General features: G+C 65.0%; 12 protein-coding genes. 5 read left to right on the plus strand and 7 right to left on the minus strand.

All coding sequences use genetic code 11. The annotated features are described in order from the left end of the window. Positions 1 to 3 precede the first annotated feature (3 nt). The 5 genes from M1248_RS01525 (at position 4) to M1248_RS01550 (ending at position 4,497) form a co-directional block, all read left to right on the plus strand. A complete protein-coding gene (locus M1248_RS01525) occupies positions 4 to 1,206 on the plus strand; it encodes an FAD/NAD(P)-binding oxidoreductase (protein WP_317147357.1) in 1,203 nt (400 codons plus the stop codon). A 47-nt stretch (positions 1,207 to 1,253) separates the two neighbouring features. Then, complete coding sequence (gene trxA, locus M1248_RS01530) at positions 1,254 to 1,616, plus strand: thioredoxin (protein WP_317147358.1); 363 nt, start codon at positions 1,254 to 1,256, stop codon at positions 1,614 to 1,616. Between the two features lie 291 nt (positions 1,617 to 1,907). Beyond that, on the plus strand, positions 1,908 to 2,321 hold the full coding sequence (locus tag M1248_RS01540) for a DUF302 domain-containing protein (protein ID WP_317147360.1): 414 nt from the start codon (positions 1,908 to 1,910) through the stop codon (positions 2,319 to 2,321). A gap of 35 nt (positions 2,322 to 2,356) precedes the next feature. Continuing rightward, positions 2,357 to 3,130: a sulfite exporter TauE/SafE family protein gene (locus M1248_RS01545; protein WP_317147361.1), complete on the plus strand. Its 774-nt coding sequence runs from the start codon at positions 2,357 to 2,359 to the stop codon at positions 3,128 to 3,130. Between the two features lie 20 nt (positions 3,131 to 3,150). After that, positions 3,151 to 4,497, plus strand: a complete 1,347-nt coding sequence (locus M1248_RS01550) for an MBL fold metallo-hydrolase (protein WP_317147362.1) — start codon at positions 3,151 to 3,153, stop codon at positions 4,495 to 4,497. 8 nt (positions 4,498 to 4,505) lie between these two features. Here M1248_RS01550 and M1248_RS01555 read toward each other — a convergent pair whose 3' ends face one another. The 7 genes from M1248_RS01555 to iolB all read right to left on the minus strand — a co-directional run bounded on the left by M1248_RS01555 (position 4,506) and on the right by iolB (position 13,180). After that, entirely contained in the window at positions 4,506 to 5,891 is a 1,386-nt protein-coding gene (locus tag M1248_RS01555) for an aspartate aminotransferase family protein (protein ID WP_317147363.1), read from the minus strand. Between the two features lie 128 nt (positions 5,892 to 6,019). Beyond that, on the minus strand, positions 6,020 to 7,513 hold the full coding sequence (locus tag M1248_RS01560; protein WP_163729776.1) for a CoA-acylating methylmalonate-semialdehyde dehydrogenase: 1,494 nt from the start codon (positions 7,511 to 7,513) through the stop codon (positions 6,020 to 6,022). After that, positions 7,510 to 8,394, minus strand: coding sequence for a sugar phosphate isomerase/epimerase (locus M1248_RS01565; protein ID WP_317147364.1), 885 nt, complete (start codon positions 8,392 to 8,394; stop codon positions 7,510 to 7,512). Before M1248_RS01565 ends, M1248_RS01560 begins: the two co-directional genes overlap by 4 nt. A 1-nt stretch (position 8,395) precedes the next feature. After that, the gene (locus tag M1248_RS01570; RefSeq protein WP_317147365.1) at positions 8,396 to 9,415 is read right to left on the minus strand and encodes a Gfo/Idh/MocA family oxidoreductase; all 1,020 of its coding nucleotides are present in this window, start codon (positions 9,413 to 9,415) and stop codon (positions 8,396 to 8,398) included. Between the two features lie 8 nt (positions 9,416 to 9,423). Continuing rightward, positions 9,424 to 10,329, minus strand: a complete 906-nt coding sequence (locus M1248_RS01575) for a sugar phosphate isomerase/epimerase (RefSeq protein ID WP_317147366.1) — start codon at positions 10,327 to 10,329, stop codon at positions 9,424 to 9,426. A gap of 14 nt (positions 10,330 to 10,343) precedes the next feature. Beyond that, complete coding sequence (gene iolD, locus M1248_RS01580; protein ID WP_317147367.1) at positions 10,344 to 12,290, minus strand: 3D-(3,5/4)-trihydroxycyclohexane-1,2-dione acylhydrolase (decyclizing); 1,947 nt, start codon at positions 12,288 to 12,290, stop codon at positions 10,344 to 10,346. Between the two features lie 2 nt (positions 12,291 to 12,292). After that, the gene (iolB, locus tag M1248_RS01585) at positions 12,293 to 13,180 is read right to left on the minus strand and encodes a 5-deoxy-glucuronate isomerase (protein WP_317147465.1); all 888 of its coding nucleotides are present in this window, start codon (positions 13,178 to 13,180) and stop codon (positions 12,293 to 12,295) included. Position 13,181 lies beyond the last annotated feature (1 nt).

Genomic DNA, 13,181 nt, shown 5'->3' on the forward strand with positions numbered 1-13,181 from the left:
ACCATGACCACCACCGCCAAGCACCAGATCCTGATCGTCGGCGGCGGAACGGCGGGCATCACCGTCGCGGCCCGCTTGTTGCGCAAGGGCTACCGCGACGTCGCGGTGATCGAGCCGTCGAGCACGCACTACTACCAGCCGCTGTGGACGCTGGTTGGCGGCGGGCAGGCGAAGGCCTCCACCACCGAGCGTGCCGAGTCATCGGTCATGCCGAAGGGCGCGACATGGATCAAGAAGGCCGCCAACGCCTTTGATCCAGAGAACAACACGGTCACATGCGCGGACGGAGCCACCTACGGCTACGACGTGCTCGTGGTATGTCCCGGCATTCAGCTCGACTGGAAGGCCACCGAAGGATTGGAGGAAGCCCTGGGCCGCGACGGGGTGTCGTCGAACTACCGGTTCGACCTCGCGCCGCGTACCTGGGACTTCATCCGCACCCTGAGGTCGGGCACCGCAGTGTTCACAGTTCCCTCCGGCGCGATCAAGTGCGCGGGCGCCCCGCAGAAGATCGCGTACCTGGCGGCTGACTACTGGCGAAAACAAGGCGTGCTCAAGGACATCGACGTCCACCTGGTCATGCCGGGACCGCGGCCCTTCGGCATCCCCGCGATCGCCGACAGCCTCGATGCGGTCATCGCCGACTACGGGATCCATCTGCACAGCAGCTCCGAGGTGACCTCCGTCGACGCAGCGTCGCACAAGGTCGGCATCACCAGCGTCGGCCCCGGCGGCGCCGACACGATGCTGCCCTACGACGTGTTGCACGCCGTCCCGCAGCAGTCGGCGCCGGACTGGGTCAAATCCAGCCCGCTGTCGACGGGCGACGCGGCGGGCTACGTGGAGATCGACAAGCACACCATGCAGCATGTGCGCTACGCCAACGTGTTCAGCCTTGGTGACGCAGGGTCGTCGCCGAACTCGAAGACAGGCGCCGCAATTCGCAAGCAGGCCCCGGTCGTCGTCGACAACGTCGACTCGTTCCTGAAGAACCAGCCGCTGCAGGCATCGTACGACGGTTACTCGTCGTGCCCCATCGTCACCTCGTCACACGCGATGTTGCTCGCCGAGTTCGACTACGACCTGAACCTCGAACCCTCGTTCCCGATACTCGACCCGACGAAGCCACACCGGGCGTACTGGTACCTCAAGAAGTACGGGCTCCCGTTCATGTACTGGAACCTGATGCTCAAGGGTCTTGCCTAGCAATTCGACTGTGCCACTTGTAAAGAAGAATAAGAACGGAGACTGCAATGACTATCAAGAACCTATCCGGAGCCGACTTCGAGGCCACGATCACCGACAACCCGATCGTGTTGGTCGATTTCTGGGCCTCGTGGTGCGGACCGTGCCGATCCTTCGCCCCGGTCTTCGACCGCTCGGCACAGTCGCATCCGGACGTCGTGCACGCCAAGGTCGACACCGAAGCGGAGGGGCAACTTGCCGCGGCGTTGGAGATCCAGTCGATCCCGACCGTCATGGCCTTCCGTGACGGCGTGCTCGTCTACCGCCAGCCGGGCGCCCTGCCTGCGGCCGCGCTCGAGGACCTGATCACCCGGGTCAAGGCGCTCGACATGGCCGAGGTCCGCGCGAAGATCGCCGCGGCGAAGGCCTGATCCACAAAAGGAGGAACGTAGAAATGTGTTACCCCGAGAAGTGCCCCCGCTGCGGGAAGACGGGCTGGGCCGGCTGCGGTCAACACGTCGACGAGGTGATGCGCGCGGTGCCCGCGGCTCAACGATGCACCTGCGACGGCGATTCCGCGTTCACGCCCAGATCCACCAACACCACCTCGCCATTTCACCGCCGACCAAGGTAGAGGTACCGACATGACCACCATCAAAGGCAGGCTGGACATCGAATACCCCCATGGGTAACCTGGGTCCAGGCAGTGAAAGGAGGCAAACATGGCGCTGGCCATATCGACCACGCTGCGGGCATCGTTCGAGGACGCGGTAGCGATGACCCGAAAGGCGCTTTCCGACCAGGGGTTTGGAGTTCTCACCGAGATCGATGTCACGTCCACGTTGAAAGAAAAGTTGGGCGAAGACATGGAGAACTATCTGATTCTCGGGGCGTGCAACCCGCCACTGGCACACCGCGCGGTCAACGTCGATCGAAAGATCGGGTTGTTGTTGCCGTGCAACGTGGTGGTTCGCTCGGATCCGGCTCACGAGGGCTCCGTGATCGTCGACGCGATGGACCCCCAGATCATGGTTCAGGTGGCTGACGAGCCGGGCCTGCGTGAGGTCGCCGACGACGCCGCCGCAAAGCTGCACGCCGCGATCGACGCGCTGTCCCAGACCGCGCCCGCGAAATAATCGGGCCCCGCGATGTGCGGGCGAAGGTCTAAAAAGTGAACATCGGAATCGCCCTCGCGCTCGGCGCCGTGATCGGTGTCTTGTTGGGTTTGCTCGGCGGTGGCGGATCCATCCTTGCGGTACCGGCACTGGTCTACGTATTGGGCCTCGGTGTCGAACAGGCGATTCCGATGTCGCTGATAGTGATCGGCATCGCCTCCGCGGTAGGTGCGCTACCCAAGATCCGGGCACACCAGGTGCAGTGGCGACTGGCAGGAATCTTCGCGGCTGCCGGTATCCCGGCCACGTTCATCGGAACCGCGATCGGCAAGCATCTGCCGCAGTCGGTCCTACTGATCGGCTTTGCGTTGGTGATGGTCGTGGCCGGAGTTCGGATGCTGAAGGATGCGGGGGACACCGGAACTGCCTGCAGTGTGGGTGAATCCGGAATCAACTGGCGTCGCTGCGCCCCGCGGTCGATCCCCGCCGGATTCGCCGTTGGTCTGTTGACAGGGCTGTTCGGTGTCGGGGGTGGCTTCCTGATCATCCCAGCGTTGGTGCTGATGCTCGGTGTGGAGATGCCGATCGCCATCGGCACGTCACTCCTCATCATCGTCGCCAATTCCGCTGCCGGTGTGATTTCCCATCTGGGCGGGGCCGGCATCGACTGGTCGATCACTGCCGCGTTCGTCGGCACCGCGATTGTCGGCTCGCTCGTCGCCGGTCATTTCGGCACCAAGCTGGAAACGGCCCGACTCCAGCGCTGGTTCGCTTACCTCGTGTTTGTTGTGGCGGCCTACGTGCTGCTGGACACCATCGTTCTTCGCTGAGACCTCTGAAAGGAGATCCCATGAAAATATCCATCATCGAAACCTCTGGGCTGGGCGACCGCAGCTATCTGGTCGACCAAGGTGACACTGCCGTCGTCATCGACCCCCAGCGGGACATCGACCGAGTCCTGTCGCTGGCCCGCGACCGCGGGGTGACGATCACCCATGTGGTGGAGACCCATATCCACAACGACTACGTCACCGGCGGACTGGAGTTGGCGCGCACTGTCGGGGCGGAGTACGTGGTTCCCGCCGGTGACGACGTCGCCTACGACCGCAGGCCCGTCCGCGAGGGCGACGTCGTCGATGCCGGGCCAATTCAGTTGCAGGTCATGCATACTCCGGGCCACACCCACCACCACGTCAGTTATGTGTTGCGCGACAAGACAGGGAACGTCCACGGTGTGTTCACCGGCGGATCGATGCTGCACGGCACCACCGGTCGCACCGACCTGCTTGGTGCCGAACACACCGACGCGCTGACCCATGCGCAATTCCACTCGGTGCGGCGCCTCGCAGATGAGTTGCCAGCCGACACAAAGGTGTTCCCGACCCATGGGTTCGGCAGCTTCTGTTCCGCGACACCGGCGAGCGGTGACGACTCCACCATCGCCGACGAGCTCGTCACCAACCCGGCGTTGACCCAAGACGAGCAGACCTACGTCAACGATTTGCTCGCGGGACTCACCGACTACCCCGCCTACTACGCGCACATGGGTGTCATCAACAAGGCCGGGCCAGCGCCGGTGGACCTGTCGTTGCCCGACCCGGTAGACCCTGACGAACTGCGTGAGCGCATCGAGGCTGGAGAATGGGTTGTCGACCTACGCAACCGCACCGCGTTCGCTGCCGGTCATCTCGCCGGCACCCGTGGCTTCGAGCTGTCGGACTCCTTCGTCGCCTACCTGGGCTGGCTATATGACTGGGGCGAACCACTCACCTTGATAGGTGAGAGCACCGACCAGATTGCCGAGGCCAGAAGGGAACTCGTGCGTATTGGTATCGACGAGCTCGAAGGTGCGGCGGCCGGGGAAGTCGGCAGCCTGAGCGCCGGGGCCGAGCTGCGCTCCTACCGCGTCGCGTCCTTCGCCGACCTCGCCGAAGTCGTCGAATCCGCTGACCTCACCATCCTCGATGTCCGCCAGCAGCCGGAATTCGAAAGCGGCCACATTCCCGGCGCGGTGAACATACCGCTGCACAAGCTCATCGAGCGGATGTCCGACGTGCCCGAAGGCGAGGTCTGGGTGCACTGCGCATCGGGCTACCGGTCCTCGATCGCGGCCTCCTTGATCGACCGGCCGGGGCGCACCGTCGTGCTCGTCGACGACGAGTACGAAAACGCCGAGAAGCTCCAACTCACCACCTGATCGTCCAGTCAGGTGGTGTGGCCGTCGGCAACAGCCAGTGCCGCGTCGAGCATGCGCAGCCCGTCCGCCACCTCGGCTTCGCTGACGTTGCACGGCGGCACCGCGTGGATACGGTTGAAGTTCGCGAAGGGGAGCAGACCGTTGGCCTTGCACGCCGCGAGCGTTTCGCCCATCGCGGGGCTCGACCCGCCATACGGCGCCAATGGTTCGCGGGTCTGCCGGTTGGTGACGAGCTCGATCGCCCAGAACACACCGAGGCCGCGCACCTCGCCCACCGACGGGTGCTTGGCCGCCAGCTCACGCAGGCCCGGGCCGAGCACGTCGCCGCCGATGCGCGCGGCGTTGCCGACCATGCCCTCGTCCTCCATCGCGTTGATGGTGGCGACTGCGCAGGCTGTCGCCAGCGGATGACCCGAGTAGGTCAGGCCGCCCGGATAGGGACGGTCGGCGAACGTCTTGGCGATCGACTCGTTGATCGCCACGCCACCGAGCGGGACGTAGCCTGACGTGACTCCCTTGGCGAACGTGATGAGATCGGGCACGACGTCGAAATGCTGGATGGCGAACCACTTTCCGGTGCGCCCGAAGCCCGCCATCACTTCGTCAGCGATGAAGACGATGCCGTAACGGTCACAGATCTCGCGGACACCCTTCAGGTAGCCGGGTGGCGGCACCATGATGCCCGCGGTGCCGGGCACCGATTCCAGGATCAGGGCGGCGAACGACAGCGGGTTCTCCATCTGGATCAGCCGCTCGAGGTGTTCGAGTGCTCGCTGCGTCTCCTGCTCCTCGTTGTCCGAATGAAACGAGGAGCGGTACAGGAACGGGCCGTTGAAGTGCACGACACCGCTGGTGCCGTAGTCATTGGGCCAGCGGCGTGGGTCGCCGGTCAGGTTCACCGCGGTATCGGTGCCACCGTGGTAGGAGCGATAGCGGGCCAGCACCTTGTACCGGCCGGTGTGCAGCCGGGCCATGCGAACGGCGTGTTCGACGGCGTCGGCACCGCCGTTGGTGAAGAACACCCGGTTGAGATCGCCGGGCGTCCGTTCCGCGATGAGCCGTGCGGCCTCCGAGCGGGCGGCATTGACGTGCGCGGGCGCCACGGTACACAGCTTCGCGGCCTGTTCGGCAATGGCGGCAATGACTTTCGGGTGCTGGTGACCGATGTTCGTGTTGACCATTTGCGACGAGAAGTCCAGCAGCTTGTTGCCGTCACCATCCCACACGTAGGAGCCTTGTGCGGCGAGCACGGTCATCGGTTTCAGTGCGGCCTGCGCCGACCACGAGTGGAAGACGTGGGCGCGGTCGAGTTCGTGTGCGCGCACGCCCTCGGCGATCGCTGTGGCAAGGTCCTGTCCGTTGGGTAGCTGTTGCGGCGCGGTGGACCCTGTCATGGCTGTGCCTGTCTCTGTATCCCCGTGTGTATTGCGGGAAGCCTAGCCCGGCGCCTGCACCGAAAGTACGGTTGTTGACGGCCTTACTCGGACGATGCGTACAACAACCGTACGTTCGGCGTCATTGGCTACTGGTTCTGGGGAAAGCCCAACTCGATGCCGCCGTGGCTGGGGTCGAGCCAGCGGCTGGTGATCGCCTTCTGCCGGGTGAAGAACTGCACGCCGTCCATCCCGTGCGCGTGGCTGTCGCCGAACAGCGACGCCTTCCATCCGCCAAAGCTGTAATACGCCATCGGCACCGGGATCGGCACGTTGATGCCGACCATCCCGACCTGGACCTCGTTTTGGAAGCGCCGCGCGGCCCCACCGTCGTTGGTGAAGATCGCCGTGCCGTTGCCATACGGGTTGGAGTTCACCAGGTCCATTGCGTCGTCGTAGCTCTCGACGCGGATCACCGACAGCACCGGGCCGAAGATCTCGTCGGTGTAGACGCTCATCTCGGGGGTGACGTTGTCGATCAGGGTGGGGCCCAGCCAGAACCCGTCCTGTCCACCGTCGGCCTTGACGTTGCGGCCGTCGACGACGATCTTCGCGCCATCGGCCTCGCCGGCGTCGATGTAGGACGCCACCTTGTCGCGGTGGGCCTTGGTGACCAACGGTCCCATATCGGAATCCTTTGTGCCGTCCCCGGTCTTGATACCTGCCGCGCGCTCGGCGATCTTGGCGACGAGGTCGTCGGCGATCGGTCCGACGGCGACGCACGCGGAGATCGCCATACAGCGTTCGCCTGCCGAACCGAAGCCCGCGTTGACCATCGCGTCGGCCGCCAGGTCCAGATCTGCGTCCGGCAGGATGACGGCGTGGTTCTTCGCGCCGCCGAGGGCCTGCACACGCTTGTCGTGTGCGGTGCCGGTGGCGTAGACGTATTTCGCGATCGGCGTGGAGCCAACGAACGACACCGACTTGACCTTCGGATTGGTCAGTAGCTCGTCGACCGCTGTCTTGTCGCCCTGCAGTACGTTGAACACACCCGGCGGCAGACCGGCTTCGGCCCACAGTTCGGCAATCCACAGCGACGCGCTCGGGTCTTTCTCCGACGGCTTGAGCACGACGGTGTTACCCGTCGCGATCGCGATGGGGAAGAACCACATCGGCACCATGGCGGGGAAGTTGAACGGGCTGATCACACCCACGACACCCAGCGGCTGGCGGATGGAGAAGACGTCGACCTTGGTCGACGCGTTCTCGGTGAAACCGCCCTTGAGTAGATGCGGTATACCGCAGGCGAACTCGACGACTTCCTGGCCTCGGCTGACCTCGCCGAGCGCATCGGAGACAACCTTGCCGTGCTCGCTGGTGATGATCTTGGCCAGCTCACCCTTGCGCGCGTTGAGCAGTTCGCGGAAGTTGAACAGAATCTGCGTGCGCTTGGCCAGCGAGGTATCGCGCCAGGCGGGGAATGCCTCGGCCGCAGCGTCGATCACCGTGCGCGCATCTTCGATGGTGGCCAGCGCCACCTCGCCGGTGACGGTTCCGGTGGCCGGATTGGTCACCGGGGCGGTGGCGGTGCTTGCGCCTGCGAAGGCCTCGTTGTTCATCCAATGGCTGATGGTCTTGCTCATATTTGTCTTTCCGTGAATTTGGAGACGTACTCGGTCATGGTCTTGAGTTGGTAGCGGGAGACGTCGTGGGCGGCCTCGTCCTCGGCGAACACCGACGACACCATCACGGTGTCCGGCCGGTCGTAGAAGCCGATTTCGGCCAGGCCGCCGAAGAACCCGTCCCAGTCGATGTCGCCGTCGCCGATTTTCAGGTGCTGGTGCACCCGCACCGGATTGCCCGGTGGATTCGTGATGTAGCGCAGGCCGTGGCTGCGGTGGTGGTCCATCGTGTCGGCGACGTGCACCAGTCGCAGGCGGTCACCGGCGGCGCGCATGATCTCCGTCATGTCGCCGCCCATGTGAAAAGCGTGGCACGCCACGAAGACCATGCCAATGTTCGGCGAGTTGACGCCACGGATGATCCGGAGCGCTTCCATGCCGTCTTCGACGAAATCGTCTGGGTGCGGGTCGATTCGGACGTCGATGCCTTCGCGTTCGAAGATCGGTACGAGTTCTTCCATCGACCGGAAGAAGGCCCGCTCGGATTCCTCGGGCTTCTCGGGACGTCCGGAGAACTCGGTGTTGATCACGTTGACCCCGAGGTCGACGGTGATCTGCACGACGCGTTTCCAATTGCGCACCGCAGCCTCGCGGGCGTCCTCGTCGGGCCCCGACCACCGCAGCACCGGCAGCACCGACGCGATACCCACACCGGCATCGCTACATGCCTTGCGAAACTTCGCGACCAGATCGTCGTCGGCGCGTGGATGATTGAAGAACGGGATGAAGTCCCGGTGCGGCGTCAGCTGCAGGTACTCATAGCCCAACTCCGCGACCAGCTTCGGGAAGTCGAGCAAGTCATAGTCGTGGTGGAACGGCGTGGGATCGAGCGCGATTTTCATGTCAGGCTCCCGGGATCGAGGCGCGGTCGACCATCGTGACCTCGACGGGCAGCCCGCTGTCGAGCGACTCGACGCCGGCCTCGCAGACCGCGGCGGCGGCGTAGCCGTCCCATGCTGTCGGACCATCGACGTTGAAGCCTGAGCGCACCGCGTCGACCCAGCGCTGAAACTCGGTGTCGTACGCCTGTCCGAACCGCTCCCGGAAACCGGGAGTGATCTGGCCGCCCCAATGGCCGGGGGCACTCTTGCGCACCAGCCCGACATCGAGTCCGATCATGGCACTGCCCTTTTCGGCCACCACCTCGGTGCGCACCTCGTAGGCCACCCCGGTCGTGACGAACAGTTCGACGTCCACGTGCTTGCCGGACACGGTGCGCATGATCGCGATCTGTGGATCGGCAAGCCCCAGTGGCGCAGCGGGGTTCGCCGCGGGCTTGACGATCTGGATGGACGCGATCTCCTCGTCGAACAGGAAGCGCGTGACGTCTACTTCGTGGACGAGGGAGTCACGCACCACCATGGCGCTATCGAACGTCGGGGGTACTGCCGGGTTGCGGTGCGCACAGTGCAGCACCAGGGCGCGGCCGAGTTCGCCGCCGTCCAGCAGTGCCTTCAGCCGGGCGTACTCGTGGTCGAAGCGGCGCATGAAACCTACCTGAATCAACCGCTTGCCCAGCTCGGCCTCGCGCTTCACGACGGCCAGCGAGGTTTCGATGTCGGTGGTCAGCGGCTTCTCGCACAGCACGGGTTTGCCGTGCTCCAGGCAGGCCAGCAGTTGTTTCTCGTGCGTCGGACCCGGCGTGGCGAGGACGACCGCGTCGACGTCCGGGTCGGCGATCGCGTCGAGCGGGTCGACGATGGCACGGCACCCTGGGATGTCTGCGGCGATCTGTTCGGCCTTCTCGGTGATGTAGTCGTTGACCACCGAGACGCGGGCCCCTGAGATCCTGCTGGTGAGGCGGGCGACGTGATCGGCGCCCATCACGCCGACCCCGAGGACGGCTACACGCAAGTCTGACACCGCTTCTCCTAGCTGAATCGAATGGTCCGGACGCCGCACGAATCCAGATAGGACCGGGTGCGCTGGGCGATGGGCAGGGGTGCGTCGACCTCGCAGGGGTACATGTCCTGCTCGACGATCGCGAACACGTCGATGCCGAGCTTCTCGATCTCGGCCAGCAGCGGCGGCATCTCCGGAATGCCAAGTGGTGGTTCGATCATCGCGCCGAGCTTGACGGCCTCGCCGAACGGAAGGTCCTCGGCCTCCACCTTCGCGCGGACCTCGGGGTCGACCTGCTTGAGGTGCAGGTAACCGATGCGCTCCGGGGCACGTCGGATGATCGCGATGTTGTCGCCGCCGCAGTAGCTGATGTGGCCGGTGTCCAGGCAGAGGTTGACGAACTCGCCGTCGGTGCCGTCGAGGAAGCGGTAGACGTGCTCCTCGGTATCGACGTGGCTGTCCGCGTGCGGGTGGTATTGGGCACGCACGCCGTACTTCTCGAACATCGCCCTACCGAGCTCGTTCATGCCCTCGGTCTTCTTGCGCCACTGTTCGGTCGTGAGGTTGCGGTCTTCGAGCACAGCCCCTGTCGACGGGTCGCGCCACATCTCCGGAATAACGACGACGTGCTTGCCGCCGACTGCTGCGGTCAGTCGCGCGACGTCCTCGATCTGCCCCCACACTGCATTCCACGAATCGTCCTGGTGCAGATGCTCGAAGACGGTGCCCGCCGACAGCTTGAGGCTGCGCTTGGCCAACTCGTCCGACAACTGCTTCGGGTCGGTCGGCAGGTATCCGTAGGGTCCCAGTTCGATCCACTGGTAGCCGGACTCGGCGACCTCGTCGAGAAATCGGGTGTACGGCGTCTGGCCTGGATCGTCGGGGAACCATACGCCCCACGAGTCGGGTGCCGATCCAACAAGTATGGTGCTCAACGTCATTCGTCCTATCAGTCACTAGGCTTGATCAAGGGGCGTTGGATCTTCTTCCATTCGGCGTACTTCTCGTACGCCTCCTGGGTGGAAGTCAGGGTAGATACCTCGGATACCGGCACGTCCCACCAGGACTCGCTGTCCGGTGCGCCGATCAGCGGATCGGTTTCGACGTGGATCACCGTGGTGCGCTCGCTGGCTTTGGCCACCTTCACGGCGTCGGCGAACTCCGCGGCGGTACCGACCTTGATGACGTCGGCGCCCAGGCTGGCCGCATTCGCCGCGAGATCCACCGGCAACGTGTCGCCATCGAGACGGCCGTCGCTGGTGCGGTAACGGTACGCCGTACCGAAACGCTGAGATCCCAGTGCCTCCGACAGCGATCCGATCGATGCGAAGCCGTGGTTCTGCACCAGAACGACGATGACCTTGATGCCCTCCTGTACTGCGGTGACCAGCTCGGTAGCCATCATGAGGTAGGAGCCGTCGCCGACCATGACGAACACGTCGCGGGTTTCGTCGGCCATCCGCACCCCAAGGCCCCCCGCGACCTCGTAGCCCATGCAGGAGTAGCCGTACTCGACGTGGTATCCCTTCGGATCCCTTGTCCGCCAGAGCTTGTGCAGGTCACCCGGCATCGAGCCGGCGGCGCAGACGACGACGTCGCGTGGGTCGCTCAGCGTGTTGGCCAAACCAATGACCTGGCTCTGATTGAGCGCCGCGCCGTCCTCGACCGCGTACGCGGCCGAGACGGTGTCGTCCCACTCCTTGGCCAGTGCCGCGGCGCGAGTCCGGTAGTCGTCGGATACCTGGTAGTCGCCGAGCGCCGGGCCCAGTGCTTCAATGGCCTCGCGGGCGTCGGCCACCACACTGATTCCGCCCTGTTTCACCGCGTCCAGCGACGCCACGTTGATGTTGACGAACTTGACATCGGGGTTGTTGAACGCGGTTCGCGATGCGGACGTGAAATCGCTGTATCGCGTGCCGATTCCGATGACGACATCCGCCTCGGTGGCCAGCGCGTTGGCCGCCGTCGTGCCGGTCGATCCGATGGCGCCGACACATTGCGGATGGTCGTACGACAGCGCGCCCTTGCCTGCCTGGCTCATGCCCACCGGGATGCCGGTCTGCTCGCACAACGCGGCCAGCGCCTCGGTCGCAGCGGAATACACGACGCCACCGCCTGCGACGATCAGCGGCTTGCGGGCCGTACGGATCACCTCGGCCGCCCGTGCGATGGCCGACTTCTCGGGCAGCGGCCGCGGGACATGCCAAGTGCGTTCGGCGAAAAGCGATTCCGGCCAGTCGTGGGCCTCGGCCTGCACGTCCTGGGGGATCGACACCGTCGCCGCGCCGGTCTCGACCGGATCGGTGAGCACGCGCATCGCGCCGAGCAGCGCGGCGGGAAGTTGCTGGGGGCGCCACACCCGGTCGAAGTAGCGGGACAGCGGTTTGAAGGCGTCGTTGACCGTCACATCGCCGGACGACGGTAGCTCCAGCTCCTGCAACACCGGTGCGCTGACGCGAGTCGCGAAGGTGTCGGCAGGCAGCAGCAGAACCGGCAGCCGATTGATGGTCGCCAAGGCCGCGCCGGTGAGCATGTTCGTCGAGCCGGGTCCGACACTCGCGGTGACAGCCCACGTCTGCAGCCGGTCCTTCTGCCGCGCATAAGCGACGGCGCTGTGCACCATGGCCTGCTCATTACGGCCGAGCACGTACTTCAGCCCCGGTTCTCTGCCGGCTTCGAAGGCCTCGATCTCGTCCTGCAGCAGTGCTTGGCCGAGGCCCGCGACGTTGCCGTGTCCGAAGATGCCGAAGGCGCCCGCAAAGAACTTGGTGCGCTCACCGTCGCGTTCGACGTACTGGTTGGCTAGGAAGCGAATCGTCGCCTGCGCCACGGTAAGTCGGACGGTGCCCTCGGTGTCGGGCGTCTTCTCGGCCCGCTTCGGTGCGGTGGAGACCACGGCTACGCTCCTGTCTTGTGTAGCGGGAGGCGGGAATCTACGGCCTGGTCTTCCCAGGTGCCGCGGAGCCAGGCGTGCTCCGGGTCGTCGACAATCTTCCAGGCACGCTCGGCGCCGGGTCCGGCCATGACGTTCAGGTAGTACATGTGGTACCCCGGCGCCGCGACCGACGGTCCGTGATATCCGTGGGGCACCAGCACCACATCGCCGGTCCGCACCTCTTCGAGTACCTCGATCGGACGGTCCGGTGTCCCGTACACGCGGTGGTAGCCGAATCCGCGTGAAGCTGTGCCTTCTATGGAAGGGCCTGGCGAAAACTCGAAGTAGTAGATCTCCTCGAGTTCGGTTTCGGTGGGCGTGGTTTCGTCGTGCTTGTGCGCGGGATAACTCGACCAGTTGCCGCCGGGAGTGATGACCTCACACGCGATCAGCGAATCTGCCTCGAAAACCCCTGCGGTGCCGAAGTTGTGGACCTGGCGACTGCAGTTGCCGGTGCCGCGCAGTTCGACCGACACATCGGCGGCGGCAACGCGGCGGTTGGGAAACGACGTCTTGGCCCGGGCGCCGCAGATCGCGAACCGGCCTTCGCCGGCGATGACATACGTCTGGTCGATGCCGATGTAGACCATGTCGGACGGCCCGTCGAACACCGACGCCCGAGGCGCCAGCTCGAATACCTCACCGTTGCACTCGACGGCGCCGCCGCCCGCCAGCGGCAGAATCATCACCTCGGTGTCACCGGTGGTCAGTTCGGCACGGTCAGATGCCCAGTGCCCACCTATTTCCAAGACCTGTAGGGAGGATTCGGACCAACCGGCGGACTCCGGCGTGATGTCGACCGTGAACGGCGGCGTCGCGCTGCGCGCCGGAATGTAGAGCTTGCTGTGCATG

It is taken from the genome of Mycobacterium sp. 29Ha (genome assembly GCF_032883055.1).
GTDB classification, from domain to species: Bacteria; Actinomycetota; Actinomycetes; order Mycobacteriales; family Mycobacteriaceae; genus Mycobacterium; species Mycobacterium gallinarum.